At 69.6% G+C, this 26,137-nt stretch carries 24 protein-coding genes and 3 pseudogenes; 15 read left to right on the top strand and 12 right to left on the bottom strand.

All coding sequences use genetic code 11. From position 1 onward, the window contains the following. Positions 1-156 precede the first annotated feature (156 nt). The gene (locus ACFXGX_RS06270) at positions 157-1,791 is read right to left on the bottom strand and encodes a M48 family metallopeptidase (protein WP_384785360.1); all 1,635 of its coding nucleotides are present in this window, start codon (positions 1,789-1,791) and stop codon (positions 157-159) included. A gap of 94 nt (positions 1,792-1,885) precedes the next feature. Between ACFXGX_RS06270 and ACFXGX_RS06275 the strand changes: the two are divergent. Together ACFXGX_RS06275 and ACFXGX_RS06280 are read left to right on the top strand one after the other, a co-directional pair. Next, positions 1,886-2,044 (top strand): annotated as a pseudogene (locus tag ACFXGX_RS06275) (carboxymuconolactone decarboxylase family protein); the annotation flags it as partial. A gap of 168 nt (positions 2,045-2,212) precedes the next feature. Beyond that, positions 2,213-3,502, top strand: coding sequence for an MFS transporter (locus tag ACFXGX_RS06280; RefSeq protein ID WP_384785363.1), 1,290 nt, complete (start codon positions 2,213-2,215; stop codon positions 3,500-3,502). Here ACFXGX_RS06280 and ACFXGX_RS06285 read toward each other — a convergent pair. Then, positions 3,497-4,342 carry a hypothetical protein gene (locus tag ACFXGX_RS06285; RefSeq protein WP_384785366.1) on the bottom strand — a complete coding sequence of 282 codons (846 nt, stop codon included), beginning with the start codon at positions 4,340-4,342 and terminating at the stop codon, positions 3,497-3,499. The genes ACFXGX_RS06280 and ACFXGX_RS06285 overlap by 6 nt on opposite strands. Positions 4,343-4,673: 331 nt before the next feature. On the opposite strand from ACFXGX_RS06285, the gene ACFXGX_RS06290 reads away from it, so the two are divergent. After that, positions 4,674-4,931: a hypothetical protein gene (locus ACFXGX_RS06290; protein ID WP_384785369.1), complete on the top strand. Its 258-nt coding sequence runs from the start codon at positions 4,674-4,676 to the stop codon at positions 4,929-4,931. A gap of 100 nt (positions 4,932-5,031) precedes the next feature. Next, positions 5,032-5,589, top strand: coding sequence for a pyridoxamine 5'-phosphate oxidase family protein (locus ACFXGX_RS06295; RefSeq protein ID WP_384785372.1), 558 nt, complete (start codon positions 5,032-5,034; stop codon positions 5,587-5,589). 42 nt (positions 5,590-5,631) lie between these two features. Here the strand turns inward: ACFXGX_RS06295 and ACFXGX_RS06300 are convergent, their stop codons facing one another. From ACFXGX_RS06300 to ACFXGX_RS06310, 3 genes are all read right to left on the bottom strand, one after another. Further along, positions 5,632-5,754 carry a hypothetical protein gene (locus ACFXGX_RS06300; protein WP_384785375.1) on the bottom strand — a complete coding sequence of 41 codons (123 nt, stop codon included), beginning with the start codon at positions 5,752-5,754 and terminating at the stop codon, positions 5,632-5,634. Between the two features lie 81 nt (positions 5,755-5,835). Beyond that, positions 5,836-6,750 (bottom strand): MerR family transcriptional regulator, encoded by a 915-nt coding sequence (locus ACFXGX_RS06305; protein WP_384785378.1) that lies wholly within the window; start codon positions 6,748-6,750, stop codon positions 5,836-5,838. 127 nt (positions 6,751-6,877) lie between these two features. Further along, positions 6,878-7,693 carry a DUF427 domain-containing protein gene (locus tag ACFXGX_RS06310; protein ID WP_384785381.1) on the bottom strand — a complete coding sequence of 272 codons (816 nt, stop codon included), beginning with the start codon at positions 7,691-7,693 and terminating at the stop codon, positions 6,878-6,880. A 401-nt stretch (positions 7,694-8,094) separates the two neighbouring features. Here ACFXGX_RS06310 and ACFXGX_RS06315 point away from each other — a divergent pair, with 401 nt between their 5' ends. From ACFXGX_RS06315 to ACFXGX_RS06330, 4 genes and pseudogenes are all read left to right on the top strand, one after another. Continuing rightward, positions 8,095-8,628, top strand: coding sequence for a toxin-antitoxin system, toxin component (locus ACFXGX_RS06315; protein ID WP_384785384.1), 534 nt, complete (start codon positions 8,095-8,097; stop codon positions 8,626-8,628). Between the two features lie 4 nt (positions 8,629-8,632). Then, positions 8,633-9,766, top strand: a pseudogene (locus tag ACFXGX_RS06320) (hypothetical protein); the annotation flags it as partial. A 30-nt stretch (positions 9,767-9,796) separates the two neighbouring features. Further along, positions 9,797-10,234: pseudogene (locus ACFXGX_RS06325) on the top strand (GNAT family N-acetyltransferase); the annotation flags it as partial. Between the two features lie 314 nt (positions 10,235-10,548). Next, a complete protein-coding gene (locus ACFXGX_RS06330; protein WP_384785387.1) occupies positions 10,549-10,962 on the top strand; it encodes a pyridoxamine 5'-phosphate oxidase family protein in 414 nt (137 codons plus the stop codon). 102 nt (positions 10,963-11,064) lie between these two features. On the opposite strand, the gene ACFXGX_RS06335 is transcribed toward ACFXGX_RS06330, so the two are convergent. From ACFXGX_RS06335 to ACFXGX_RS06345, 3 genes are all read right to left on the bottom strand, one after another. Beyond that, a complete protein-coding gene (locus ACFXGX_RS06335) occupies positions 11,065-11,577 on the bottom strand; it encodes a hypothetical protein (RefSeq protein ID WP_384785390.1) in 513 nt (170 codons plus the stop codon). 226 nt (positions 11,578-11,803) lie between these two features. Next, the gene (locus ACFXGX_RS06340) at positions 11,804-12,634 is read right to left on the bottom strand and encodes a transglutaminase-like domain-containing protein (protein WP_384785393.1); all 831 of its coding nucleotides are present in this window, start codon (positions 12,632-12,634) and stop codon (positions 11,804-11,806) included. Positions 12,635-12,729: 95 nt separating this feature from the next. After that, positions 12,730-13,791, bottom strand: coding sequence for a DUF6215 domain-containing protein (locus ACFXGX_RS06345; protein WP_384785396.1), 1,062 nt, complete (start codon positions 13,789-13,791; stop codon positions 12,730-12,732). A gap of 254 nt (positions 13,792-14,045) precedes the next feature. Between ACFXGX_RS06345 and ACFXGX_RS06350 the strand changes: the two genes are divergently transcribed. From ACFXGX_RS06350 to ACFXGX_RS06360, 3 genes are all read left to right on the top strand, one after another. Next, a complete protein-coding gene (locus tag ACFXGX_RS06350; protein WP_384785399.1) occupies positions 14,046-14,294 on the top strand; it encodes an alpha/beta hydrolase in 249 nt (82 codons plus the stop codon). After that, positions 14,291-14,731, top strand: a complete 441-nt coding sequence (locus tag ACFXGX_RS06355) for a VOC family protein (RefSeq protein WP_384785402.1) — start codon at positions 14,291-14,293, stop codon at positions 14,729-14,731. Before ACFXGX_RS06350 ends, ACFXGX_RS06355 begins: the two co-directional genes overlap by 4 nt. A gap of 181 nt (positions 14,732-14,912) precedes the next feature. Then, on the top strand, positions 14,913-15,275 hold the full coding sequence (locus ACFXGX_RS06360) for a MazG-like family protein (protein ID WP_384785405.1): 363 nt from the start codon (positions 14,913-14,915) through the stop codon (positions 15,273-15,275). 112 nt (positions 15,276-15,387) lie between these two features. Here the strand turns inward: ACFXGX_RS06360 and ACFXGX_RS06365 are convergent, their stop codons facing one another. Beyond that, positions 15,388-17,010 (bottom strand): glycoside hydrolase family 76 protein, encoded by a 1,623-nt coding sequence (locus ACFXGX_RS06365; RefSeq protein ID WP_384785713.1) that lies wholly within the window; start codon positions 17,008-17,010, stop codon positions 15,388-15,390. 577 nt (positions 17,011-17,587) lie between these two features. Here ACFXGX_RS06365 and ACFXGX_RS06370 point away from each other — a divergent pair. Next, complete coding sequence (locus tag ACFXGX_RS06370; RefSeq protein ID WP_384785408.1) at positions 17,588-18,337, top strand: maleylpyruvate isomerase family mycothiol-dependent enzyme; 750 nt, start codon at positions 17,588-17,590, stop codon at positions 18,335-18,337. Positions 18,338-18,910: 573 nt separating this feature from the next. On the opposite strand, the gene ACFXGX_RS06375 is transcribed toward ACFXGX_RS06370, so the two are convergent. Then, on the bottom strand, positions 18,911-19,564 hold the full coding sequence (locus tag ACFXGX_RS06375; RefSeq protein ID WP_384785411.1) for a winged helix-turn-helix transcriptional regulator: 654 nt from the start codon (positions 19,562-19,564) through the stop codon (positions 18,911-18,913). Positions 19,565-19,735: 171 nt separating this feature from the next. Here ACFXGX_RS06375 and ACFXGX_RS06380 point away from each other — a divergent pair, with 171 nt between their 5' ends. Both ACFXGX_RS06380 and ACFXGX_RS06385 read left to right on the top strand, forming a co-directional pair. Continuing rightward, positions 19,736-21,151, top strand: coding sequence for an MFS transporter (locus tag ACFXGX_RS06380; protein WP_384785415.1), 1,416 nt, complete (start codon positions 19,736-19,738; stop codon positions 21,149-21,151). After that, positions 21,148-22,815, top strand: a complete 1,668-nt coding sequence (locus tag ACFXGX_RS06385; protein WP_384785418.1) for an MBL fold metallo-hydrolase — start codon at positions 21,148-21,150, stop codon at positions 22,813-22,815. Before ACFXGX_RS06380 ends, ACFXGX_RS06385 begins: the two co-directional genes overlap by 4 nt. Before the next feature lie 351 nt (positions 22,816-23,166). On the opposite strand, the gene ACFXGX_RS06390 is transcribed toward ACFXGX_RS06385, so the two are convergent. Together ACFXGX_RS06390 and ACFXGX_RS06395 are read right to left on the bottom strand one after the other, a co-directional pair. Continuing rightward, positions 23,167-24,423 (bottom strand): HEAT repeat domain-containing protein, encoded by a 1,257-nt coding sequence (locus ACFXGX_RS06390; protein WP_384785421.1) that lies wholly within the window; start codon positions 24,421-24,423, stop codon positions 23,167-23,169. Between the two features lie 200 nt (positions 24,424-24,623). Then, complete coding sequence (locus tag ACFXGX_RS06395) at positions 24,624-25,400, bottom strand: hypothetical protein (protein ID WP_384785424.1); 777 nt, start codon at positions 25,398-25,400, stop codon at positions 24,624-24,626. Between the two features lie 76 nt (positions 25,401-25,476). Between ACFXGX_RS06395 and ACFXGX_RS06400 the strand changes: the two genes are divergently transcribed. Further along, on the top strand, positions 25,477-25,989 hold the full coding sequence (locus ACFXGX_RS06400; protein ID WP_384785716.1) for a GNAT family N-acetyltransferase: 513 nt from the start codon (positions 25,477-25,479) through the stop codon (positions 25,987-25,989). Positions 25,990-26,137 lie beyond the last annotated feature (148 nt).

Below are 26,137 nucleotides of genomic sequence, written 5' to 3' on the forward strand. Positions count from 1 at the left end.
CCGCCCAAGATCGAGCCCAGGCTACGTGCCGCTCCGCCGACCGTCGTGAGTATCCGTACTCAATTCGCCTCGGGGCACGAGATGTCCGCATCCTCCTCCCGTAGGTCCGCCTCGACCCCGTCGGCCGGAACGTGCTCGGGTGGGCCCGAGTGGCGGTTACGCGGAAACGCTTTCGCTGCCGGCCAGCAGGGAGCGCAGCGGTGTTGTGTCGGGTGTGTCGGCCACGGCCGCGTCGAGGGCGTCGTCCAGCCCCTTCTCCCACTGTTCCGGCAGGGTCAGTCCGGGCTGTCCCGACCAGCCCGTGTCGGGAACCGCGTGTCCGTTTCGGACGAGGTGCAGATGGATCATTCCGGCGAGCCCGTCGAAGATCTTGGGCCGGATGAAGTTCCGGGCCGAGGGTCCGGTCAGCCGGGCCGCCTGGGGAGGCTTGGGCATGCGGTCGGCGATGTCCATCCACAGCAGTCCCCGGTCGAACGCGTCCAGCACCTCGTCGAGGCCGGGCAGAGCGGGTTCGTTCGGCTGAGCGGCCGGGCCGCCCTGGCGGACGAGCGCGTCCCCGTCCGCCACCTGGGCGGCGGTGTGCGGCGCCGTCGGCTCCTCCGAGGAGCGCAGCGCCCTGTTCACGGCGACGCGCAGCGGCCGGGACCAGCCCTCCGCGTCGACGACAGCGCGGGCCCCGACCAGCTCTTCCCAGCTCATACGGGGCAACTGGGCAGCCCCTTCAGGCAGCAGGCGCGCTTCCAGCGCCGCGAAGACCAGTTCCGTGTCGCGCAAGAGGGTGAGGGCGGCCGGACCGTCCGCGCCGTCGGTTCGACCGTCGGTGGCCAACTCCTCGATCCGGGCGATCCGTTCGGAGTCCGGAGGGTGCGAGTCGTAGCGGTGCGGCCGCGGAGGACGTGTCCCGGCGGAGAGCACGGCGAGCCGGTCGCCGGGCCTGGCGGCGACAAGCCGGCGGAATCCTCCGTACACCTCACCCACCGGAGGCAGGGCTCCGATCGGGTCGCCCATCCCCGCGTACGTCTTCATGTAGTGGTCGTGGGCGGCGGAAATCACCGGCATCGCCCGCAGGGTCGCCGCTGCCGCGTCGCGGCCCGCGTGTTCGGCGGCCGTGCGGTCGGCGGCGAGCTCCTGGTCCCGGGCGACGGACTGCGAGGTGCGCAGGAACATGTGGGCGTAGCCGACGTACAGTCCGCCGATCGCGTGGTGGAGGGAGGTGCTGCCCGCCTGGAACATCTCGACCGTGTGGAACACCGCTTTCCGGCCACGCATGGTGAGAGCGCCGAGGCGGCCGTCGCGATGGCCGTAGTGCCCGAACTCGTGGGCGAGGACGGCGCGCAGCCGGGGCACGGTCAGACCGGCGAGCAGTGGCAGGCCCAGGAACATCCGGCGCCGTCCGGGCAACAGGCCCAGCAGGCGGCTCTGTTCGGCGACCCCCGCGTTCACCTCGTCCACCAGGTACAGCTCGTCCGGCGGCCGTTCCCCGGCCACTTCGGCGGCGGCCCGGACCTCTTCCCACAGCTCGGGCTGGTTGTCCGGGCGGACGGCGACGGCGTGGTCCACCGGTCCGAGGCGCCCGGCTCGCAGGAAGGTGAACATGCCCCTGAGGATCACGAGCGCCAGCAGTACGGTGACGGCGATGATCGCGCCCTCGAACCGGGCAGCCCGCGCGGTGAGCATCTGTGTCACCAGGAGCCAGTCCAGCACGGCCATGGCCGCCAGCAGCCCGATTCCCATCAGAAAGAAGCCGGCCAGCAGCAGAACGGCGCGCAGGGCACGCAGACGGAACGTCATCGGAGTCCCCCCACAGAACTCGGCGGCCCGGACGGGCCGACTTGGCTCGCGGATCTTACCCAGTGGCCGAAAACCACCTTCGGCGGCGGGTCGCATCCGTTCGTGTCACAGGCGAGCGGGCGGTCTCGTCTCCGGGTTGCCGGCCGCGACGCAGGAGCTGGTGTCGCTGCGGGTGAGCCAGATCAACGGATGCGCGGTCTGCGTCGACATGCACACCAAGGAGGCCGCGGCCGCCGGTGAGACCTCGGTACGCGGCCGGCCCGGCGCGGTCTTCCGCGCCCCGGACGGCGACATCCTGCACGCCACGGAATCAGCCCGAGCCGAGGACTGCGGAGGTTGAGGTGAAAACGATTCGCCCCGGCCGGAGGGTGGCGGTTACCCTGCGCGACGTGAACGACCCCCGCGCGCCCCGCTGTCCCTCATGAGCCTGACCCGAACCCTGATCGACGTCCGGCCACTGCGTACGTCCCCGGTGTTCCGGCGTCTGCTGATCGGCCGGACCGTGTCCGTGCTCGGCAGCTTCATGACCATGGTCACCGTCATGTACCAGGTCTGGGACATGACGCACAGCACGGTCTGGACCGGCGCGGTGGGGCTGGCGCAGGCGCTGCCGATGGTGGTCTTCGGGCTGTTCGCCGGTTCCTGGGCGGACCGTGGCGACCGGCGGCGGATCTACCTGTACGCGACCGTCGGCCAGGCGGCCGTCTCGCTGCTGCTGGCGGTGCAGGGGTTCACCGGGCATGTTCCGGTGGCGGGCGTGCTCGCCCTGGTCGCCGCGCAGTCCTGCTGCTCGGCGGTCGGCGCTCCCGCGGCGGGTGTGTTCGTACCGAGGCTGCTGCCGAAGGAACAGGTGGCGGCCGGGCTGGCGCTCCAGCAGATCAGCGGTCAGGCCATGATGCTCGCCGGTCCGGCCCTCGGCGGCATCCTGCTCGGCTGGACAGGCATCGGAACGTGCTACCTCATCGACGCCCTGTCCTTCGGGCTCTCCTTCTACGGAGCGTTCGGGCTGCCCGCCCTGCCACCCGAGGGCGAACCGTCGAGGGCCGGGCTGCACGGGGTGCTGGACGGGCTCCGTTTCCTGGCCGGGCACCGGGCGGTGCGCGGCGCACTGATCACCGACCTGGCCGCCACCGTGCTCTCGATGCCGACGAGCCTGTTCCCGCTGGTCAACGCCGAACGGTTCGGCGGCAGTCCGCGCACCCTCGGCCTGTTCCTGTCCGTGCTCGCCGTGGGCGGCATCGCCGCGTCCGCGCTGTCGGGGACGATCACACGGCTGGGGCGTCCCGGGCCGGTGATGCTCTGCGGGGCCGGGCTGTGGGGTGCGGCCCTCGCGGCCTTCGGTCTGGTGCGTGACCCGTGGGCCGGACTCGCACTCCTGGTCCTCGCCGGGGCCGCCGACGCCGTCTCGGTGATCTCGCGCAGCACGATCGTCCAGACCCACACCCCGGACGCCCTGCTGGGCCGTGTGACGGCGGCCGAGACGATCGTCGGCCAGGCGGGACCGAACCTCGGCAACCTGCGCGGCGGCGTCGTCGCGGGCTGGACCTCGGGGGCCACCGCCCTGGTCAGCGGCGGCCTCCTGTGCCTGTTCGCGGTTCTCTGGGTCGGTGCGAAGACCCCGGAACTGCGCGGCGGATCCGTGCCCGAGCCCGGCGCCGACTCCACGCCGCTGCTCAAGCCCGCGGACGTCTCCGTACCGGACGGATCATGACCGGCGGGGCCGCTTGTCGGCCGGCGGGAACGCGAGACCGGTCGGCGTGTTGAGGCCGGAGACGGGAAGCGTGACCTGGTCACCGCCGGTCTCGCCGACTCGTACCACCCGGTTGTTGAAACCGTCGGCCACGTACAGGCCGCCGCGGCCGTCCAGGGCGAGGCCCAGCGGATCGCTCAGTCCGGTGGTGGGCACCGTGCTCTGCGTACCGCTGCCCGCGGACACCTTGACGACGCGGTTGTTGCCGCTGTCCGAGATGTAGAGGTCCCCGGCGGCGTTCAGGGCGAGGCCGGTCGGCTGGGACAGGCCGACCGTGGGGACGGTGGTCTGGCCGCTGCCGTCCGCGGCGATCCTGACCACGCGGTCGTTGACGAAGTCGGAGATGTACAGGTCACCGCCGGTGCCCAGGGCCAGGCCCCAGGGATGGAGCAGTCCCGTGGTGGGGACGGTGGTCTGCCCGCTGCCGTCGGAGGGGACCTTCACGACGCGGTCGTTGAAACTGTCGGCGATGTACAGCGTGCCCTTGGCGTCGACGGCGAGGCCCAGCGGACGGGAGAGGCCGACGGTCGGGACGGTGGACTGCGCGCCGCCCTTCTCCTCCAGCTTCACCACCCTGTTGTTGCCCGTGTCGGAGACGTAGAGATCGCGGGCGGCGTCCCACGCCAGACCGGTCGGGCGCACGACACCGTCGATGGGCACCGTCGTCTGGCCGTCACCCATCGCCGCGAGTCGCACCACGCGGTTGTTGCCGTAGTCGGAGATGAACAACGGGGGTCTGGCCGGTGAGGGGCCGTTCTCCTGGGACGCGCCCGCCGGTCCGGTGGGCAGCGCGCAGAGCACGAGGACTCCCGTGACCGCCGCCAGCCTCCGGGCCCACCCCGCACGGCCGCCATCCGCTGCGGACCTGCGTGTTCGTGCTTGCGTCGCCCTGTTCCTCACGATTCGCCCATCTGTTCTCGACGGTCGGCACGTCGCCCGGCCGTCCGCGGACACGACGATTGATACCTTCCCCCGTCGCACGGCGCATCCCACCGCCGTCGCCCGCTCGGCCGACCGCCAGGTGCGAACAACGTCCGGCCCCCGGGTGCGAGGAAGCGCGGACCGCCGGGGTGCGAAGAACTACCGTGCGCCTGCGCGCCGGGCGCCGGGAGAGGCGCTTGAATACCGGAGCGTGACTACCGAATCTCAGCGTTTCACCGTCCTGCTGGTCCCCGAGTACATCGAGCACACGGACGCCACCTCCGCCCAGGACGCGGCCGTACGGTCGGCTGCCGTCGAGGCGACCGGCGAGACGGGCGAGACGGGCTACCCGCGCTACGCGGGCGAGGGCATCGTGGCCGACATCGACCCCCGTACGCGCACGGTCGAGGCGGTTCTGGTCGACGGCTCGGAGCTGGACTACGGACTCAACGCCATCGTCTCCCCCTGATCCGGCCACCAGGACGCGTGGTCCGACGCGAGAGCGGCCGCGGCGATGAATTCGGGGCGGCCGGCCAGTCGTTGTCAGGAAGAGAACAGGGAGGTCCGTCATGCCGGCACACGAACCCGTGAAGCAACCCGCCACCGAGCTCGACGCCCGCTACAGCTCCGCGCTTCGTCCCCGCCCGGGAGCCGCGGCCGTCACGGCCACCGAATGGGCCGAGGCCCAGCGCACGATGGAGGCCGCCGAGATCTTCTGGGTGTCGACCGTGCGGCCCGACGGCCGGTTGCACGTCACCCCCGTGATCGCCGCCTGGCACGCAGGAGTGTTGTACTTCTCCACCGGCCCAGGGGAGCAGAAGGCGAAGAACCTCGCTCAGCACAGTCACTGCGCACTGACCACCGGCGGGAACTCGCTCACCGAAGGGCTCGACCTCGTGATCGAGGGCGAGGCCTCACCGGTCGCCGATCCGGCCGTTCTGGAAGAGGTGATCAGCGCGTACGAAACGAAATACGGGCCGCACATCACCTCCACGGAGGGCACGTTCCACGGGATCGGGAACGCGTTCCGCGAGGGAGACGCGGTGGTGTACGCGGTCGCCCCGGCCACCGCGTACGGCTTCGGCCGAGACGACGGGGTCTACACGCACACACGGTGGACGTTCTGAGCACCCCTCTCGTCGGCCGGTCGGCCCGTCGGCTCGGGTCGCTCAGGTCACGATCCATACCTCGTCCGACGACTCGAACCACCCGACGCGGACAGCGCCGTCACCGGCCTCCTCGACCGCGAGGTCGGTCAGCGAGAAATCGTCCGGCACGGTCAGGTGCGGCATACGCAGCCTGTGGAGCAGCTTTCCGCTGTGGGCGCCCAGGACGAGCAGGTCGGCTTGGACGGAACAGGCGGGACGCTCGGCTCAGCCGGCCTCGCGGGCGACCTGGTCGTCCAGTGCGGCGCAGAGCCAGTCGTGGATGGCGCCGGGTGTCGGTTCGGGCGAGGCGGTGATCTCGGCGGTGAGATTCCAGTAGTGGTCGATACGTGGGTCCGCGGCCAGTTGCCCGCTGAGTCCGTGGCGGAACGCGGGCGTGTCCCGCGTGTCACGGGAACGGGCGTAGGCGGAGACGAAGCAGTCGAGCGCCTCGCCCGCTCGTGGTGACCGCTCTGCGCGCACCTGCGGCGACGCCAGCGTGTACGCCTCGACGAGACCGTCGTAGAGCACGGCCGGACGGCCTCCGTCGGGCTGGTGCGCCGCGGGCTGTCCGTTGTCCGTGCCGGGGCACGGGGCGGTGACGAAGGCGTGCAGCCGGGTGAAGGCCAGCACCTGGGCCGGTGTCGGGCCTTCGGGGAGTTGCGGTACGGAGTGGTCGACGATCGCGGAGACCAGCCGGGCCGGGAGCCGCGGCGGCAGCCAGCGCCGCCAGAAGCGGGCCAGCGGTGCGGTGCTGGGCGGGACGGACACGGCGCCGATCAGCCGCAGGCGAGTGGCGCGTTCCTCGGGGGCACAGTCCCGGAGCAGTTGGAGTGCCGCTTCCTGCCAGCGCAGGGCGGTGAGCCGCGAGCCGATCTGCCGCAGTTGCCCCGCGACGACGTCCTCCAGCGTGTCGTCCTGGTCCAGGACCCGCTCCACCTCGGGAACCGGCAGGTCGAGGGTGCGCAGCGAGCGGATCAGGCGCAGCCGGTCGAGCGCCTCGGAACCGTAGCGGCGGTGGCCGCCGGAACTGCGGGCGCCTTCGGGCAGCAGTCCCCGGTCCGAGTAGAAGCGGACGGTCTTGACGGTGACTCCGGCGCGCTCGGCGAGCTCTCCGATGCTCCACAGGGTGTCGGGGGACACGGACTTGAACCTCCCTCAGGGGAATTCCTACCGTACCGGCGAGCAGGGAGCGCCGGTACGCCCGGCCCGTGGAACCCGGCACGAGGAGACAGCGACGACGACCTTCATCCAGGGGGCAGACGCCTCCTCAGCTCCGCGTCTGTTCCGAGAGCGCTCGGGTGAAGGGGGTGACGGGGCGCTCCAGCGCTTCGCCGTCGACGGTGATGTCGACGGCCTCGTTGTAGAAGGACAGGAGATCCTTGATCGGGCCCACCGCCGGCAGCGGATCCGGGTAGCTCCAGAGGACGTTCGCCGGGGCGGCGGCTCCGCTCCGCGACGACCAGTAGTCGGCCCTGCCCTTGTAGGGGCAGCCGGTGTGGTGGCCGGTCGGGACGAACAGTTCCATGCGGACGTCCTCGCGCGGAACGTAGAACCGCGTCGGCAGTGCCGTCTCGAAGAGCAGGACCGGGCGGACGGTGTCGGCGACGAGCGTGCCGTCGATCTCGACGCGCACATGACGGCTGCTCGCCATGGCGTCCACCCGTTTGTGCGGGTCGCGCGGGTGGATGAAGATCTCTTCCTCCTCCTCGTACCAGTGGTCCAGGCCTCGGCCGACGCGGCTGAACCACTCGAACGCGATGTGTCCGGCCAGGTCGGGGGCGGAGAACGTCCAGGCCGCGTTCTCCAGGAGCTCGCCGTCCAGCTCGAGGTCGTAGAAGATCCGTGATCCGGTGTGCGTGCCCGTCGCGGGGTTCTTCGCGGGGCGGAGCAGGTCCTCGCGGACCTCCTCGCGCGGGAAGGCGTACAGCGGGACCGGTACGGCCGGCTCCCACACGAGGACGGGGTGCCTGCTGTCGACGACGGTCACCTCGCCGCGCCGGCCGCGCACCCAGCGGTTACTGGGTTCCCACAGAAGTCCCTCAGGGGTGGTCCGGACGGCACGCTCGGCGGGGAATGTGGTCATGACCGGTTCTCCTTCGGATCTCCCGGGCGGTGACTCGGCAAGGTGGGCGCGGTCATCCTCGTCCCTAGCGAGCCGTCCGGGGGTGCCGGACACCCGCGGGCGCCTGTCCGTGGTGGCCGCCGGAGCCGTTCGGGCCACCTGGACGACGGCTATATCCAGTCATCCGGCCCAGCACTCACGGGTCTGCTTTTATCGGACTTGTTCAGCATCATATGCCCCATCGCGAGGCCGCCTTCGGATGGTTGCCCGTGCACGGCAAGCGCGGGTTTGGCATATTGCGTACAGAGGCCGACCGTGCCGTCGTCCCGGATCGGCACCGACCTGAACAGAGCGAAGAACCCTTACACGAAGCCGCAGGCTTCTCGCACTTCCTGGGGAGAACAGTGCGCAAGGTAAGGGTCATGCGTCGTCTCGTCGACGAACTGGTCGCCGGTGTCGGACTGCCGGTCCCCTCGGAGCCCGACGCCCTGTTCGACGCTTTGATCCGCCTGGTCGGCGCGAAGACGGGACGCGAACTCACCGTCCTCCGCAAGGAGTTCCCGCATCGGACGGCCAGTGGTCTCTGGCTCGATCCGCCCGACCGCGACATCATCGTGATCGACGAGCGTGCGACCCCGCTCCATCAACTGGCGATCTTCTTCCACGAGGTCTGGCATCTGCTCGACGGTGCGTGCGGCAACCACGCCCTCGGCCGGTCCGTGGCGACCCGTGTGCCGGCCGCCCGCCCGGATCTGCCCGAGCTGACCGTGCGCAGGGTCGCCGCGCGCACCGAGTTCAAGCACAGCGAGGAGAGGGCCGCCGAGATGTTCGGCCTGCTGGCGGCCACGCGGTTCCGCGTCTGGCTGGAGAGCGAGCCCGGCAGCGTGCCGACGGATCGCGATGACATCGCCGGACGCATCAACGCGTCGCTGGGAAACCGTCGCCGGCAGGTCTGAGCCCGTGGACTCCTTCGACTACTACGTACCCGCCGCCGCTCTGTGGATCTGCTTCGCCGTGAAGCTTCCGGATCTGCGGAGAGCCTGGCGTGACCCGCTCGTCCGGTCGGTCTGCGTCGTCATCGCCGTGGGAGGCGCGGGATTCTTCTTCGCGGCGCCCCCCCACGATCGCCGCCGTGAACGACATCAGCGGGGTCCCGAACGCCTCCAGTCTGCTGGTGTACATCATCATCAGCGGGTTCAGCGCCTCCTGCCTGCTGCTGATCGTCCACTGGCGCGGTGGCTCGCCCGAGCACGTACGGCGGGTCTCGCGCTACTGGCTCCTCGGATACGCGCTGGTCGTCGACGCCGGTGTCGGCTATGCGAGCCGGATCTACCGGGCGCCCGCCTCCACGGGCGAGGACTTCCCCATCGTCAACGTGCAGGCGGACCCCACGCGGCCGCCGGGCCGGGGCGGCATCATCCTCCCGATCGAGGAGGGCCGGTGGCTCGTCACCCTCTCCGGCAGCAGGGGGGCCGGCCCGCCCGCGACAACGCCGAGTTCGTGCCCTTCGCCCGTTCCCTCCCCCATCCCGTCATCGGAGACCTCCTCGCCAAGGCGGAGCCGCTCACCGACGTCGTCACCACCCGCAGTACGGCCAACAAACGGCGCTACTTCGAGAAGTCGCCCAGGTGGCCGGCCGGCTTCGCCGTTCTGGGGGACGCCATCGCCGGATACAACCCCGTGTACGGACACGGCCTGACGGCTGCCGCGCAGAGCGTCCTGGAGCTCAGGAAGGTGCTCGCGAGGCATGGCATCGGTGCCCCGGATACGGCCAGGCTCATCCAGCGTCGCGCGGCACGCCCGGTGGGGCAGGCCTGGGATCTCGCCGTGGGCCAGGACGCCCTCTACCCGGGTGCCACGGACGAGGTGCCGAGCAGACTGGAACGGGCCGCCGCCACGTTCATCGACCGCGCCGTCGACGCCGGGGCCCGCAATCCGCACGCCTTGCGGGTCCTCCTGGACGTCATGAGCATGGAGCGGCCCCCGGCCCGGCTCCTCGCGCCGGACATGCTCTTTCGTGTCTTCCTCGGCAGGAAGGAGCCCCTGCTGGACGGGCCGCCGTTGACGGAGGACGAACGGAAGGCCGTAGGTCTCTGATCCATCCCGCTCGATAGTGTGATCATCGTGGCTGACTGGGATCTTCGTCCGGCGTCGCTTCGGGACGTCGAGGCGGTGGTCGAGCTGCGTGCGGTGGTGATGCGGCCGGATCTGGAACGGCTCGGGCGCTATGACCCGCACCGGGTGCGCCGTCGGCTGCGGGACTCGTTCGACCCGGCCCACACCTGGGTGATCGAGGTCGGTGGCGCGTTCGCCGGGTGCGTGGCCCTGCGGCCGGCGGAGGACGCCCGGTGGTTCGAGCACTTCTACCTGGCACCGCATCTTCAGGGGTGCGGTACCGGCTCGGCCGTGCTGAGCGAGTTGCTGAAGCGGTGCGACCGCGCCGGTGCCCGGGTCCGGTTGAACGTACTGCGGGGCAGTCCGGCCCGGCGGCTGTACGAGCGGTACGGGTTCACCGTCGAGGCGGAGGACCCGGTGGACGTGTTCATGGTGCGCGAGCCCCTGCCGGTGGCTGAGCCTGGGCCGGTGGGCGAGCCCCTGCGGGTGTGCGAGCCCGGGCCGGCGGGCGAGCCCCTGCCGGTGGCTGAGCCTGGGCCGGTGCCCGAGCCCCTGCGCGTGTGCGAGCCCGGGCCGGCGGGCGAGCCCCTGCCGGTGGCTGAGCCTGGGCCGGTGCCCGAGCCCCTGCGCGTGTGCGAGCCCGGGTGACGAGGGCGGGAGCGGGGTGCCGGGCCGTCCGGCACAGGGCAGGCCCTTCGGCTCCCCCGCAGTAGGGCCGACCGGCCCTATTCGGTCCCGGTGCGGGGAGGGACGATGGCTGGATGTCCCAGGAAGACACGTTTCACGAACTCGACCGGCAGGAGTGCCTCCGCCTCCTGGCGAAGGTCCCGGTCGGCCGCGTGGTGTACACCCGGCAGGCCCTGCCCGCGGTCCTCCCGGTCAACTTCTGTCTGGACACGGACGACTCCGTTCTGCTGCGCACCTCGTCGGACTCGGAACTCGTCCGCGCGATCGACCGCGTGGTGGTCGCCTTCGAGGCGGACGAGTTCGACGCCGAGACCCGGTCCGGGTGGAGTGTGGTCGTCACCGGCCGTGCCACCGTGGTGACCGACCGCGCGGAGCACGAACGGCTGGCGCAGGTCGGCCCGGCCTCCTGGATGCCGCTGCGGAGCGCGGTGTTCGTCAGCATCGAATCCGAGATGGTTACCGGACGTGAGCTGAGGGGACCCGCCTGAAGCGGTGACCGCCGATCGGGCCCCACCCGCGGCCTTCGGCGCCTCACCGATGGCACTGTGCGCGAGCGGGCGCTGCCGGATCGACCTTCCGACTCCGATTGCTCACACAGGCCGTTTCACCCGGGCGCCCTTGCGTGGTGAGGAGTAGAGAAGCCGGCCCTTGCCGAGGGGCTGATCCTCGACCCGCCCCTTCCACAGGAGTACGCCGTGACGCCGCTCCCACAGGAACGCGCCCACGCCCTTGATGACTCGTTCCGGCACCAAGGAGCACGCCCCGAGGACGCCCCAAGGGCTCCAGAACAGGCCGAAGAACAGAGCCGGCAGTGCAAAGAGCACGACGAGGTCTCCCACGCACCGGCGCAAGGAATCGCGCGCCGCGGGTATCGCCTCGGGGTCCGCCAGAGGCAGCGCGTTCTCGAAATCCTGTTTCTCGCCGCCCAGCCGGCGCCGCCGGGACGTGACTGCCACCAGGCCGAAGGGCGCACCGCACATCGAGATGCACAGCAGGTACACCAGGCCGTCCAACTTGCCATCGTGGGCGTGCGGCAGTCCGCGCACACCGAAGACCACCGGCGCGGTGACGGCCATGGCGATCACCGCGTCGACGACAGCCATCAGTTGGAGGTGCACATAGCGCACCACGGCTTTCCCCCCTGAGCACGTGCCAAGTCCCGAGACGTACGCGGTCCTCACTATGCCGACTCCTCCTGCTTCGGCATACCGCTCGTCCCCCAGGCACGCATACCGACACACCCCGTTGGTCGCCCGTTCGCCGGGAAGTGACGACATCGTGACACCGGCGCAGGACTGAAGGTCACCACGAAAGGTGGTCCGGCGTACGTCAGTTGATCATGTGCTGTGGAACCGTGAGTTCCTCGTTGGCGAACATACCGGTCAGGGTGGCTGGATCTCCGGCAGCACATGCCGCGGCGACCTTGTCGATGAGCCGGTCGTAGTCGGGGCCCGTCTTGCCCTCGTAGGCCTCGGTCATCCGGCCCCACTCGTCCCAGGGCAGCATTTCCAGCTTGCACAGGGCCGCGAGGTCGCGGACCGCGTTGCCGCTGATCTCGGCAGGCCCCCAGGCGTGATCGGTGCCGAACACCCCGAACCGCTGTGGATCGATCAGGCCCTCACGGTGCTGTATCCACGCTTCGCCGCCTGTGAGGAACTCGCTCGGCGCGAGGTCTTCCGGGCGCTCGACGAAACCGTGGCCCAGATGTTCGGTGTCGACGCGCACCCAGCGCCGTTCGTCCGCGTTCCAGTACTCGGTGATCCAGTGGTCGAGTCCGCGTCCCTCCTGGAAGCACATGCCGAAGCCGCACCTGGCCCTGGAAGGGATGTCCCGCGCCCGCAGGATCGCGCAGGCGATGGTGGCGAAGTGGCGGCACGTCCCCACCACCCTTGCCTCCGGTGTCCGGGCAAGGTGCAGGGGAGCGGGGTCCAGTGCCGTCAGCGTGGCGACCAGTTCGCTCACCGTCCGGATGTTCTTCTCCGCGAGCCGCTCTTGCGGAACACCGAGGGCGACGGCGTCGGTCGGCTGGATGACCAGGCTCTGTACCGCGGCGCACAGACCGACCGGGTCGTCCGGCAGGCCCTCGATGAGGCCGAGTTGGCCGGAGGCGAAGAGCGTGAGCGGACCGGGCCGGGAGTAGTCGAACGTGTCATCGGTCATGACGGGGGATCGTAGAGGGCCGGTGTGACACCAGGACCGGACCGTATTGCCCGGCCTGGTGCGCACATCCGTGGTTCAGCCGAACTACCGGCGTGTCATCGGCCGGGTCGTTCGGGGATCTTCGGAAGGACCTTCTCGGCGATGTCGAGGAGAGCGGTGTCGCTCGGGAGGGCACCGGACTCACTCCACACCGTGATCTCGCAGTAGCCGCCTCGGTCACCACGGTCCAGGGCCACGGACAGCGTCCTCTCCAGGGGACCTTGTCCGACCGGTCCGCCGGATCCTCCGTCCCCGCCGAGATTGATCTCGATCTTCATGGTGTGATCCGTGGAGAAAACCGCGGACCGACCGCGAACCTTGACCGTCTTGATGTCGCTCTCTTCCCCGTACTTCATCAGCTTCACGTACTGGTCGATCGACAGGTCGTTGTAAGTGGCCGAGACATTCACGGTGTACGTGTCGAAAGCGATCCGGGCCTCCGGCTGGGCGACCTTCCCATCGGTCAGAGGCGCGGTGTTGTCGCTGCCGGAGGCCGAGGTCGCCTTCTCACCAGGCGTTCCAAGGAGCGTGGCCAGGTCCGGCCGGAGGACCGCGTCGCACAGCTCCTCACCGGTCACGGGCCGGGGTTTCTGTTTGTAGACCTTCGGCAGTTCTTCGTGGGTCTCGTCCGAACACGAGGCAGGCGGCGTGGCGTTGACCTCTTCGGACGGCATGAAGCGTGGGCCCAGCCAGAGGATCGCCCCGAGTGCCCCGAAGAGGGCCACGGCGCCGATGGCCTGGCCCCATGCGTTGTGGTCCTTCTTCGGAGTGCCCGCGCCGGGACGCGGACCGGTTCCAGCCTGGGGCTGGGGCTGCGGCTGGACCGGGGCTTGGGACAGCGCGGCCTGGGGCTGGGCCTGAGCGTGTGCGGCGGCATCGGCCGTCGCCCCGCCCGCGGAGGCCGCCGGGCTCGGGTTCCGGCGTGCACGCAGGGCCCGGACCACCCCGTGGACACGTATCGCGGTGAACACGAGGAACACCAGACCGATACCGGCCGCGACCCGATCGTGTTCGGTCACGGCGAGATACATGATGCGTACGCCGAAAACGGAGCCGATCACGATGAGCAGGGGTTCACGAACCCAGAACGGCAGGAGACGGATGAGGAAACCGAGCATCCGACGATCTCATCAGGCAAGATCAGATTCGCCATGACGGAGGCCACAATTCCGGGCATGTACAGGACCAACGAAGCGAGAGAGGCCAAGCCCACGATCCCGAGAGCGTGGGCCACAGCACCCGAGCCGATCGGTGGCTGCGTCATTCGGCTGCCGTCGTCGCGCGGCCCCCGCGGTTCTCGGTGACGTTTTCACGGAGGCGTGCCGACGCCCGCATGGGGCGGCGTCGGGCTCCGGCCGTGAAAGGACGAGGCATGCACCCATCGGTACTCAACAAACCCACTTCCAACCCCACCCTCGTCGTCGGCACCGCCTGCGACCGCTCCACCCCCTGCCAAGACGCCCAGGCCATGGCCACGGAACTGGCCGACGCCCGCCTGCTCACCAACACCGGCTGCCGGTCCGTGCCCGAAATGGCGGCGCGGACCGGCTCGTACGACTCCGGGTGCAGGCGGGTCGACCCCGTACTGTCCCCCATCGAGTCGTTAGGCTCGGAGACATGACTGTGCAGCGGATGGACAACGTCGCCATCGTCGTCGACGATCTGGACGCGGCTGTCGCCTTCTTCACCGAGCTCGGCATGGAGCTGGAAGGCGAGGCGCGGATCGAAGGCCTCTTCGCGGACCGCACCGTCGGACTCGACGGCGTCCGGAGCGACATCGCGGTCATGCGGACCCCGGACGGCCACAGCAAGCTGGAACTGACCAAGTACCACAGCCCCGCGGTGTCCGACGCCGAGCCCCGGAACCCGCCGCCCAACACGCTGGGCCTGCATCGCGTCATGTTCGCCGTCGACGACATCGACGACACCATCGCCCGCCTGGGCGCCCACGGCGCCGAACTCCTCGGCGAGGTGACGCGGTACGAGAGCATCTTCCGGCTCTGCTACCTCCGGGGCCCCGCAGGCATCATCGTCGCCCTGGCCGAACAGATCGGCTGACGCGAACTGCCCCGGCTCGTTGTCCAAGCGAGTCTTTGTCCGAGCGAGGGGGCCGGCAGGTGATCCGGACCGGACCGCACCTGATCGTCGACATCGGCGGTGCCGTCGCCGCAGAAATCCCACCACCGGACCCGACCAGCTCGGGGCGCCGACCCGCACCCCCTGAAGGAGACACCACGCCGTGGACGGCAACGTCTGGGACACCATCGAGCAACTCGCCCGCCGCTTCGAGGAACACGACACCGCGCTCGGCCTGGACCAGGCGGAGCAGTGGAGCCTGCAAGTGCTCAAAATCGCCGAGGAGACCGGGGAGGCGTCCCAAGCCGTCATCGGGGCCCGTGGCACCAACCCCCGCAAGGCGACCACACCGTGGGACGACGCTCACGCCGAAGTCGCGGATGTAGCCATCACGGCCCTGGTCGCCCTCGCCCGCATGCGCCCGCACGACGCCGCGGAGTACCTCGCCCGGCATCTGGCCGCCAAGTCCGCCAAGTTCCTCTCCCCCGGTCCCGTGGCGGTGCCGGCTCCGACGGATCCGGCGTGACCGACGGACGGTCGACGCAGCCGCAACGAACACCACACGTCGGCCCCGCGGTCCAGCCGTACGAGATCAGGCAGGCCTGCGACTCGCGCGCGGCGGCTCCTCGAACGCGTCGTCAGCCCGCGGCGGCGGTGAGTGCTCCGAGCGCGCTCGCCTGAGTGCGCCAGTCGGACTGGTTGGGGAGGGTGCCGGCCCAGCGTTCACCAAGGGTGTTGAGGGAGGTGCGGTCCTGCGCCCACAGTGTGTCCGCCTGCTTCTGGACGTAGCTCTGGTAGACACTGGAACCGGTGGCCTTCGCGAGGTCGGCGAAGTTTCGCATGAAGATGCCCTTGAACTGCTTCTGGTTGTCGTCGCAGGACGCCGAGCCGATGTCGCAGGACTCGGTGAGCACTCCGTCCCGGGTGAGCGTCGGGCTGCTGACGGCGGCATCGGCCAGAGTCCGCGCGGTGGCCAGCAGCGAGCTGTCCCCGGTCGACTTCCACAGCTCGGTGAAGGCGCCGATGGCCAGCCCCTGGTTGTAACTCCACACGGTGCCGCCATTGTTGGCACAGGATGAGGTCAGCCCGTCGTTCACCAGCCCGGAGGGGTTGATCATCCCGCTCGACCTGTACCAGGCGGCGGCGGTCCTGGCTCGCTGAAGCCATACCGTGTCGCCCGGGATGCGCTGGTGCAGCGCGGTGGCCAGCCAGAGGTACTGGCCGTTCGAGACGGCGTTCTTGTAGGTGCGTTCCCGGTCCCACCACACGCCGCCTCCGCAGGTGCCGGTGTCCCAGTACTGCTGGACGTAGCCGGCGATGGTCACGGCCTCGTCGAGATAGCGGGAGTTGCCCGTGTAGTCGTACGCGTCGATCCAGGCGATGGCCCACCAGCCCGAGTCGTCGATGGAGCGGCTGATGAAGTGTCCCTCGATCGCGTCCGAACTGCGCACGCCGGCGGCGAAGGTGCCCTTGTTCTGATCGAAGGTGCGCGCGACGGCCCAGTCGTAGTCGTGCGTGCCGGTCGTCCTGGCGAAGTCGACGAGCGAGGTGAGCGTGGCGGCGGAGTTCCACCAACTGCTGGGCCACCAGCCGTTGTAGGGATCGTACGAGGACATGAGCGCGTCCGCCGCGGCGCGTGCCCGGGTCGGCGCGGGCCTGACCCACACGGTGCAGCTTCCGTCCTGGTGGCCGGCCTCGCGGCCGCACGCGCGGACGGCACCGCCGTAGAGGAGGCCGCGTGGATCGCGGGTGGCGTACATCGTCGTACGGGTGCCGGCGGCGCCCTGCGGGACGGCGGTGCGGCCGAGGGAGGAGCCGTCAGGCCAGGTCGAGCCGCCGTTCCAGGAACGGTCGAGCCAGATCTCGTCGCCGCCGGCACCGGATTCGATGCTCGCCCAGGCCATGGAGTTCTTCTGGTCGACGTGCAGGCGGATCGTACGGCCGTAGAGGGTGGTGGACGCGACGGGCTGGTTGTCACCGGCCGCCTGGCCCGCGTCGGTGCGGTCGCAGAGCTTGTCGCAGACGGTCGGATAGGCCCAGTCCGTGCAGCCGACGGCGGCGGCGTCGCCGCAGGCCCGGACCAGTCCGCGTCGGTGATTGCGGGGATCGGTGATGTTGTACATCAGCGTCCTGGTGCCGGTCCAGGTTCCCGGTATGGCGGCCTTGCCGAGCAGTCCGTCCCAGCTGGCACCGCCGTCCCAGGAACGGTCGAGCCACACCGAGTCGCCGGTCACGCCGCCGTCGATGCTGGCCCACGCCATGTCGTCCGCGTCGGAGACGTGCAGTTCGAGGCGGCGGCCGTTGAGGCTCTTGTTCGGTACGGGAAAGTTCTCCTGCCGTGCCAGCGAGGGGTCCAGTGTGTCGCAGGCCAGTACGCACACCTGGGTTGCGGCGACCGCGGGTGACGCGGCCGGGAGGAGTACCGCACACGCGAGGACGGCCGCCAAAAGGAAACTGAGGAATCGTGGTCCGACAACGATGTCGGCGCTGCGCAAGGTCACCGGAACTCGCCTCGATTTCACGATGGGGGATGCCGGGCGGCGGGCTTGGCCGGGGCCGACGGCCCTGCGGCGAGCCGTACGGGCGGCGGTCGAACCTGGTCCGTACCTTCTTCAAGGCAGTGAATCGACTTGGCGCGTTCCTGTCAACATCGCCAACATGGTTCTCCCTCAGGGCAGTTCAAGGTGGTGGTCACGGGCGACGCATCAGGAGAGAGTCTGCCGAACGAGCTTCGCGCTGAGGGTCGTTGGAACTGCAGGTGGGCCGCTCGGCCGGAAGGTCGACGAGGATGCGCGACCGCTGGTGACCGGCTCGTCAGCCGATCGTAGAGTGGCGGCTGTGCCTGAGACCACTGACATCGCGCTGGTGGACATCGATCATCTCCTGGGCGAAGTCCGAGACTCCGTCACACGCCTCGGCGCCGGGCTGGACTCGATGACCCACCTGCAAGCCCGCGAGCCGTCGGCTCTGCCGGGCTGGAGCCGCGCCCACGTCATCACGCACCTCGCCCGTAGCGCCGACGTCTACCGGTGGTTGCTGGCGCTGGCCCGCACCGGCAGGGAATTCGGGCCGCGAGCAGACGCCGCCGCCCTGGACCGTGCACTGCGCGAGGGTGCCGAACGCTCCGCCGGTGAGCTCGTCGCCGATCTGCGTGGAAGCTTCGACCGACTGCTCGACGAGGCGGAGGCCATGCCAGCCGAACGCTGGTCCATCCTGGTCACCTCCGTCGCGGGGTGGCCGCACCCCGCCTGGTTCACTCTCCAACGCTGCCGTCGCGAACTCGAGACACACCACGTCGACCTGAACCTGGGCCACACCGCTTCCGACTGGCCTTCCGGCTACGTCACTTGGGCGCTCGACGACACCATCGCCGCGCTCACCGCACGCGACTTCCCGGTCGCCCGCATCCAGGCCACCGACATCGACCACGCTTGGACCCTGGCCCCGACCGGCCCCACCGTCACCGGCGCGGGTCACTCCATCCTCGCCTGGCTGGCCGGGCGCGGCACTGACACGGGGCTCCGGTCGGATGGTCCGCTACCGACCCCGCCCAGGTGGCCGCTCCCGCCGGCGCCCGGCTGGGCCTGAGCACCTCGGGCCCCCGGCCGTCGGACTGCCCGAAGGTGCCGCGGGGTTGGGACTGGCCTTCGTTCCGCTGGTCGGGGCGCTGTGACAGGGAGTCCTCGACGCGGCTTCGGACATGGCGGCTTGCCGGGGACGGCGCTCGCGGTGGTCCCGCCGGCGGTGGCGCTCACCGCGTGGCGTCGGCGGACGATCGCGCCACCCGGCGCCTCGTCGGAGGATGCCCTCGCCGGGGCCGAGCGCGTACCGGCCCACGCTGTGGACGGCCGCTGGACGGAAGCAGCGCATCGACGCGACCAGGACGAGGCCAATTCCATGCCCGTGGTGTGACGGGTGCGGGACGGAACCCCGGGCGGTGTCGTCCTCGCGGGTGCCGTGACCGAGCACGAGGCACGGACACAGATCGCCGGCCTCGTCGAGCGGCTCCCGGCAGTGCCCTCCCGGCGGCCGACCGTCGTCGGCGAGCCCGGCGTCGCCAGGGCAGCACCCCGTCCCGACGGCAGGCGCCGGGCCCGGCGCCGCCCGGACCGTTCCCACCCCCCCCGTTCACGGACGACCATCACCCGCTTCGCGAAACGGTCAATCCGTTGTTCCGCCGTACGGCCTGCGCGGCAGGATGCGAGCGACGGCCTCGGTGGAACCAGTGACCTCAAGACCTCTTTCCGCTGCGGAGGAGAGAGGGATGTGGCCGCTGAAGAGGGCGAGGACGCTCGGCGGAGACCCGGCGATGACCGCATCGGGGTGCGGGTCGGCCTCCAGGCGAAGGGAGACCTCACCGGCGCCGACATCGATCATCACGATTTGATCGTCGGCACGGATCTGGATGGATACGGCCGGCTGCCCAGGTTCGTGATCGGCGAGAAACGTCCGGACGGGCAGCCGGAGCCATTGCCCCCGGAAGCTGTCATCGGGTCGATATTCGGCCATGAGCGGCACACCCCACTGGCCCAATTCGCGGATCACGCCTCCCAGGGCTTCGCCGCGCGGCGTGAGCTGGAACACGGTGGTGGCAACGGGCGGCGGGGCGGCAACACGGTCCAGGAGCCCGGCCGTCTCGAGTTCACGCAGGCGGTCCGCGAGCAGGTTCGTCGCGATCCCCGGCAGACCCGCGCGCAGGTCCGTGTAGCGGGATTGCCCTCGCGCCAGCAGCTCTCGAACGATCAGCAGTGTCCATCGGTCGCCCACTACGTCGAGGGCCTTGGCTACTGAGCAGTACTGACTGTATGACCGCATTCCGACAGCCTACCAGGCAAGCTTTACTTTCCCACCTTGTTGCTTGACTTTCTTGTCTAGCAAGTTTAGAAAGTCAACATGCCTACCACTGATGTTCCGACATCCGCCGGCACGGGGCTGTCGAGTCCACCTCCCTTCAAGCCGCCACCGGGCACCGGCCATCCACGCGCCGTGTTCGCCGTTCTGTCTCTTGCCGTGTTCGTGTCGACGCTCGATTCCTTCATCGTGAACATCGCTCTCCCTGCGATCCAGGAAGACTTCACGAACTCCACCGTCGCCGACGTCTCCTGGATCCTTGCCGCCTACGCGATCGTCTTCGCCGCACTGCTCGTGCCGGCCGGCAAGCTCGGCGATGTCATCGGCCGGCGACGGGTGTTCGCGGCCGGTCTCGGTCTCTTCGGCCTGAGTTCCATCTTGTGCGCGGTAGCACCCTCACTGAACTTCCTCATCGCCGCTCGCGTTCTGCAGGGCGCGGGAGCGGCCGCCGTCATCCCGACCTCGCTCGGCTTGCTGCTGCCCTCGATCCCGCCACAGCGCCGAGCCGCCGCGATAGGCGCATGGGCGTCTCTCGGTGCGGTCGGCGCCGCCTCCGGGCCACCGCTGGGCGGGCTCCTGACTCAGCTCAGCTGGCACTGGATCTTCATCGTGAACGTCCCCCTCGTCGCACTCGCACTCCTGGGCACCTGGCGTGTGCTGCCGGAAGTCAGAGATCCCGCTCGCCCGGGGCTTCCGGACGCCCTCGGCTCCGCGATCCTGGTCGCCGCCGTATCGCTGGGGACCCTCGGCCTCGTCCAAGGCCACGCGTGGAACTGGGACGGACGAGTCTTCGGCTCATTCATCGCCGCGGGGGCGCTGACAGCCGCATTCATCGCCCGCTCCAAGAGGCATCCTGCGCCGGTCCTGGAACTGAGCATGCTGCGCGTTCCGGCATTCGCGCTGGCGAGCCTGTCCGCAGCCCTGTTCTATGCGTCGTTCTCGGCGATGCTCCTGGGCAACGTGCTCTTCCTTACCGGTGCATGGCACTACTCCGTCGTCCTGGCCGGTCTGGCCCTCACGCCCGGTCCGATCATGGCGGCGATGTTCGCTCCATCCGCGGGGAAGCTTGTCCGCCGAGTCGGTCCCGGGATCGTCGGAGGAGCAGGAGCGTTGCTGTTCGGGACTGGTTCCGTCATGTGGATCAGCCTTATCGGTCCGGAGCCGACGTACTGGACCCGATTCTTCCCCGCCATGATCATCAGCGGAATTGGTGTCGGCCTGGCCATGCCGGCTTTCACGATTGCCGGAACATCCACTCTGCCACCTCAGAAACTGGCCACCGGAATCGGCGCCCAGAGCATGTTCCGCCAAATCGGGTCGACATTCGGCGTCGCCGCATTCGTGGCCATCTTCGGCACTCCCTCGGCACAGACCCTGATCGAGGCGCACAGCCACACGCGTTGGTTCAATGTCGTGGCCGTGACCGGTGCGGCCCTTGCCCTCGCCTTTATCCGACAGCCGCGCCCCGACCGCGCCCCAGCCGTTCCCACCTCACCCGTGGCCCAGCCGGTAAGTCCGGAAACCCATCCCCAAGAAGGAGCGATGAAGTGAATCTAGAGATTACAGCCCTCTCCGAGGTGGCAACATGGCCGGATGCCGATCGGCGAACCAGAATCGTCTTGGCGAACCAGTTCTCCACAGCCGGTCTCCATGAAGACGGGTTCGCCTTCTTTTCACGCCTGTCGGACCAGACACCGAACGACGGCCTACTGATGGCCCTCGCCGGCCTCTTCCAGTCTCGCCTTCCCGGCCAGGTGGAGGCCGCCATCGCCAAGCTCGACGCCGCCACATCGCTCGACCTCGGCCTGCCGCATTACTACCGTGGGATCGGCCTGGCCGATCTGCCGAAGTGCGCGGGCAGAGCGGAAACAGTGATCGCGGACCTGGAGTTCGTCCTCATGGTCAAGGATCAGTTTCCACCCGGCTTCATGAGGCCCGTCCATACCGAACTGAGTCGCGCCTATGACGTACTCGGCCGAGGCGAGGAGGCTGAAAGAGTCCGGAGCCAGGCAGGCCATCTGATCACCGACTACTGGGCCAACCCGGAAGACGGGTTCCGCTTCATTCCTAAGCGCCTGATGAAGCGAGCCGAAGACGTCTACGTAGCCCAGGGATACGACTTCTCCGACGTGGGCTTCATCGTCACTGACGCCGGCGTGGTGGCCATCGATGCGGCGAGCACGTCCGAGCATGCCGCCGCAGCCCTCAGCGAACTCCGCAAGATCACGGAGAAGCCGGTCACCCACGTGATCCTCACACACGCCCACGGCGACCACATCGGGGGACTCGAAGCCCTGACCGCCGATGGCGCCACAGTTGTCGCCCAGAAGAACTTCCCCCACGAATTGTCCCACCAGAACTCCGGACCCCCGCCGCTCGGTTATTACCTGCCAGAGGGACACAGCCGTCGCCTCAACGTTGTCCCGGACCATCTGGTCGAAGACCGAGAACTCCTGACGGTGGGTGGCGTGGACTTCACGCTCATCCCGATCCCCGGCGGGGAAACTGATGACGGCCTGGTGATCCATATCCCGAGCCTGGACATCGTCTTCACCGGAGACATGACCATGCCCTACATGGGATCGCCGACCCTCGCGGAAGGATCAGTACAGGGTCTGTTCCAGGCCATGGAGCTCGTCATGGACCTGCGGCCGCGACTGCTCATCCACGGGCATCCGGCCTTGTCGGAGAACTACACGATTGAGGCGTTCCCCGGGCTGCTCGCAGCGCTGCGCGACCTGAACGAGGTCATCGAAGCGGGCATCGAGAACGGCCTTACGCTCGTGGAGCTCCTGCACCTCAACCACCTGCCGGAGACCCTGCGAGAACACCCCGTCTCCGTCATGCCCTATCTGGTCACCCGCGACAACCTCGTGCAGCGCGTACACCGGCAGCGAACCGGCTACTGGAATACACGCGGAGAGGGAATCGAGCACTACTCCTCCACAGAGCTGTCGAATGCCCTCAACCTACTCGCCGGAAACAGTCCGGAAGCGTTCCACGCCACTGGGCTTGCCTTGGCGGAGCGCGGCGAACAGGCGGTGGCTCTCCACATCGTCGATCTGGGACTGGTCAGCCACCAGGATGATGCGGGCCTTGTCGCTCTGCGCCAGAATCTCCTCGAATCCATGGTCGCGCAGAACCAGATGCTCAACCCGTTCAAGTTCATGCACTACGCCTCACGCTCTGCCCTGGAGCTGAATCCGGTCGAGTGACATCGCGTCCACGAGGAGCCGAAAGCAGGAGTCCGGCGGCGCCGCTTGCAAGGCCGGGGTGGGGCAGGGTCATTTCGCCCGCGGGGCCGAGGTCGAACTGGTTGGTCACGAGGATGCCGGTCTCGGATCCGACGCTGATGCCGATGTGGCCTTCGCGAGGGCGGCGAGCTGTCCCATACGCGGATGCCGACCTCGACGTCGATATGTCGCTGTGCAGGGTCGGTTGAGGGTGCCCGCTCATCGAGCTTTCGATGGCCGGCCTCGTCTGCGTTCGCCGGCCTCGTCGGTGGTTAGCGGTCAGCGGTCAGCAGGAAGCCCAGTGTCCGACGGATCAGCTCAGAGCCGCGCGCGTCAGCCTTGGACGTACACGCCGGCCGCCCGCAGCAGCCGGATCGCCGCTACCCGCTGGTGGCGCGGACGGTCCTCGGCCAACAGGGCGCGCAGCAACTCGTGCGGTACGCGGTCGAGCCACGGCCGCAGAGCCGCGGTCGCCTGCCGGACCACTGCCGCCGACGGGTCGTCCAGAAGCGGCAGTACGTCGTCGACGCGCACCGCATCGAGCGCGCGAAGTCCTGCCACGGCGGAGGCACACACCCCGGGGTCCGGGTGCGCGAGCAGCGTCCGGACCAGCTCCGCGTCCTCGCGAACCCCGCACTCGCCCAGGCCCACCGCGGCGGCGGGCCGGGCTGCGGGGTCGGCGCACAGCACGCGGTACAGCGGTGCCGGGTCTGTGCCGCCTTGCCTCAGCACCCATCGGGCGCACGCCCGCACCACTGCGGACCGGTCGGTGAGATACGGCTCGGCTTCGGAGTGCCGCCCGGTGCGACGTAGCGCGGTCACCCCCGCCGACCTGACCTGGGGCTGCCGCGACCCGAGCAGCGGCACCACGACCTCGGTGAACTCGTCGGAGGTGCCTTCGCCGAGGGTGGCCACGGCCGCTTCGGCGCACAGGGACTGCACTACGACGTCGCGGTGGCGGGCGGCGGTCCGAGCGAGCCGCGCCGCGGGGAGCAACCCTCGCCCGACGGCGACGCGGTGCGCGAGGCGGGCCGTGTCCCGGTCGCCGCTGTCGAGCAGCGCCTCGGTTAGCGCGACCGGGCCCGCGCGCAGCGCGCCGGTCAGAAGTTCCTGAGCGAAGTCACCCCGGGAACGGCGGCCGACCCGCAGGATCAGCGCGGCATGCGCGGCCAGCCGGTACGGGGGTGTCCCGGCCAGGACCGCGCGAGCCCGGTCGCGTACCGGTCCCACCCAGTCCGCGCAGCGGATGACGACCAGCGCCAGCAGAGCGGGCCGCTCCTCGGCATGGTTCAACGCGGCCTCGCGGATCCGGCCGTCGGGGTGGCAGAGGGCGAGGGCGAGTTCGGCGTCACCTGGCTTCCGGGGCCAAATGAAGGTGAGCAAAGACCTGTCCGGACCCCAGTTCGTCCGCCGCCCGGAGAGCGACGCGTTCGAGGGGAACATCTCCGGCCGCTGCCAAGCCAGTTCGCGGACCACGGAGTCAAGACCGATCCAGGAGTCCGGATCCGTCACATCGAGTACCTGGTCCAGAGCAACCCCGGCAGCCAGTCGCCTGACAGCCTCGTACGACTCGACTTCACTGGTCAGCATGGATGAAGCCTAGACACCGTCCAGCAGGTCCCGGTGTGTGGGGTTCAGGGCTGCCGGAGTTGCAGCAACTGGGGCGCCGCAGCATCGTCCGGGCGGGTCATGTGATCCGACGGACCCACGCTGGTCGGTTGTGCCCGCACCTTCCGCAGCGGACGCGGTGATCTCGGCTGCCGCGCGAACTGCTTCCTCTCGCACGTCCGTCACCCCGGCAGTCGACGTACCTCGTTGTCGTCCGACACCTCGTACACCTCGATCCGCAGCACGTCACGGACGTGGCGGGGAACTCGCTCGACGGCCTTCAGCGACGAGGACGGCACGACGAGCGCGTACCGAATCCGGGCGTCCTGGCTCGTCATGCGGCGCAGGAGCTGGCCGTAGGCGACGTCGGCGTCGATCCCCTTCTCGCTGGTGCGGCCCTTGGCCTCGCAGATCAGCCGTTCCTGGCCGCGTACCGCTTCGAGGTCGGTCCAGCGGTCCGTGGGTTCGACCGGTGTCCAGCCCTCGGTCAGCAGCCAGGTCCGGAAGGCGTCCAGGACCCGGTCCTCGTCGCTTGCCCTGGCCAGGATCTTCCGCAGCGCGGCCAGGTCGGACTCCTCGTCGCGCCGCAGCCGCCCGCGTCCGTCCGCGTCCAGGTCCGCGGGCCCGACCACGACCAGCCGCAGGCCGTGGACCTGGATCTCGGTCTCGCGCCGGGCGTCGTACAGGGCCCGCTGCTCGCCCCGGTGGACACCGCTGACGGTGAGCCGGTCCGGCTTGTCGAAGTGCGGCACCGGCCGGTCGTGCTGCGGCTCCCGGTACTCGACCACCAGCTGGTGGCCCGGCCAGTACGCGTCGACCGGCAGCCGGGCCCGTCGGCCACCGGCGCCGGGATCTCCCAGCAGCCAGTCGAACCGGTGCTGCGTCAGGGCCGGTTCGCCGAGAATCCGAGCGCACAGCCCGACGACGTACGCCTCGTCGCTGTCGTCCCTCGCTCCCATGGCCGGCATCCTGCCAGGGGCCACCGACATCGGGGAATCGAGCGACGTGCGGCCGGTCGCACTAGGGTCGTCGGACATGACCGTGCTGCGTGGCGCTTCCGTCGTCCTCCGGCCCACCGTCCCGGAGGACATCCCCGCCTTGGCCGCCATCCGGGCCACTCCGGAAGTACGTGAGCGATGGCGGGGCGGGGACGATCTCGAGGCGGACCTCGCGACCGATCTCCAGGATCCGGACACCCGATGCCTGACGGTGGACAAGGACCGGCGGATCATCGGCATGATCCAGTGGTACGTCGAGGAGGAGCCGGACTACCGGCACGCCGGCATCGACCTCTTCCTCGATCCAGCGGTGCATGGCAGAGGCTTCGGCACCGACGCCGTACGGACTCTGGCCTGCCATCTCATTGATGTCCAAGGCCATCACCGCCTGATCATCGACCCGGCGGCCGACAACGCCGCGGCGATCCACTGCTACGCCAAGGTCGGCTTTCGCCCGGTCGGCATCATGCGGCGCTACGAGCGTGGTCTGGACGGCAGTTGGCACGACGGCCTTCTGATGGACCTTCTGGCCGACGAGGTGGTGCGCTGACCGCCACCGGCTACCGATCGGGCTGTACAGGCGCCCGCAGCCCGCGATAGCGTCGGGCAATTGCCAAAATAAGGGCGAGTGGCGGGTGTTTGTTTTTGGGGTGGGGGTGGGGGGGGGTAGTGTTAGGTGGGGGGGCACGACACCACGC

The organism is Streptomyces sp. NPDC059371 (genome assembly GCF_042751995.1).
Lineage (GTDB): Bacteria > Actinomycetota > Actinomycetes > Streptomycetales > Streptomycetaceae > Streptomyces.

Bases quoted from the DNA above. Each gene is read 5' to 3' on its own strand.
- ACFXGX_RS06330 (WP_384785387.1), top strand. From the start codon at position 10,549: ATGTCCCAGGAAGACACGTTTCACGAACTCGACCGGCAGGAGTGCCTC.
- ACFXGX_RS06345 (WP_384785396.1), bottom strand. From the start codon at position 13,791: ATGCTCGGTTTCCTCATCCGTCTCCTGCCGTTCTGGGTTCGTGAACCC.
- ACFXGX_RS06335 (WP_384785390.1), bottom strand. From the start codon at position 11,577: ATGGCTGTCGTCGACGCGGTGATCGCCATGGCCGTCACCGCGCCGGTG.
- ACFXGX_RS06300 (WP_384785375.1), bottom strand. From the start codon at position 5,754: ATGCCGCACCTGACCGTGCCGGACGATTTCTCGCTGACCGACCTCGCG.
- ACFXGX_RS06340 (WP_384785393.1), bottom strand. From the start codon at position 12,634: ATGACCGATGACACGTTCGACTACTCCCGGCCCGGTCCGCTCACGCTC.
- ACFXGX_RS06395 (WP_384785424.1), bottom strand. From the start codon at position 25,400: ATGGGAGCGAGGGACGACAGCGACGAGGCGTACGTCGTCGGGCTGTGC.
- ACFXGX_RS06315 (WP_384785384.1), top strand. From the start codon at position 8,095: ATGCGTCGTCTCGTCGACGAACTGGTCGCCGGTGTCGGACTGCCGGTC.
- ACFXGX_RS06350 (WP_384785399.1), top strand. From the start codon at position 14,046: ATGCACCCATCGGTACTCAACAAACCCACTTCCAACCCCACCCTCGTC.
- ACFXGX_RS06355 (WP_384785402.1), top strand. From the start codon at position 14,291: ATGACTGTGCAGCGGATGGACAACGTCGCCATCGTCGTCGACGATCTG.
- ACFXGX_RS06365 (WP_384785713.1), bottom strand. From the start codon at position 17,010: ATGGCGTGGGCCAGCATCGACGGCGGCGTGACCGGCGACTCGGTGTGG.
- ACFXGX_RS06280 (WP_384785363.1), top strand. From the start codon at position 2,213: ATGAGCCTGACCCGAACCCTGATCGACGTCCGGCCACTGCGTACGTCC.
- ACFXGX_RS06270 (WP_384785360.1), bottom strand. From the start codon at position 1,791: ATGACGTTCCGTCTGCGTGCCCTGCGCGCCGTTCTGCTGCTGGCCGGC.
- ACFXGX_RS06400 (WP_384785716.1), top strand. From the start codon at position 25,477: ATGACCGTGCTGCGTGGCGCTTCCGTCGTCCTCCGGCCCACCGTCCCG.
- ACFXGX_RS06295 (WP_384785372.1), top strand. From the start codon at position 5,032: ATGCCGGCACACGAACCCGTGAAGCAACCCGCCACCGAGCTCGACGCC.
- ACFXGX_RS06390 (WP_384785421.1), bottom strand. From the start codon at position 24,423: ATGCTGACCAGTGAAGTCGAGTCGTACGAGGCTGTCAGGCGACTGGCT.
- ACFXGX_RS06310 (WP_384785381.1), bottom strand. From the start codon at position 7,693: ATGACCACATTCCCCGCCGAGCGTGCCGTCCGGACCACCCCTGAGGGA.
- ACFXGX_RS06375 (WP_384785411.1), bottom strand. From the start codon at position 19,564: ATGCGGTCATACAGTCAGTACTGCTCAGTAGCCAAGGCCCTCGACGTA.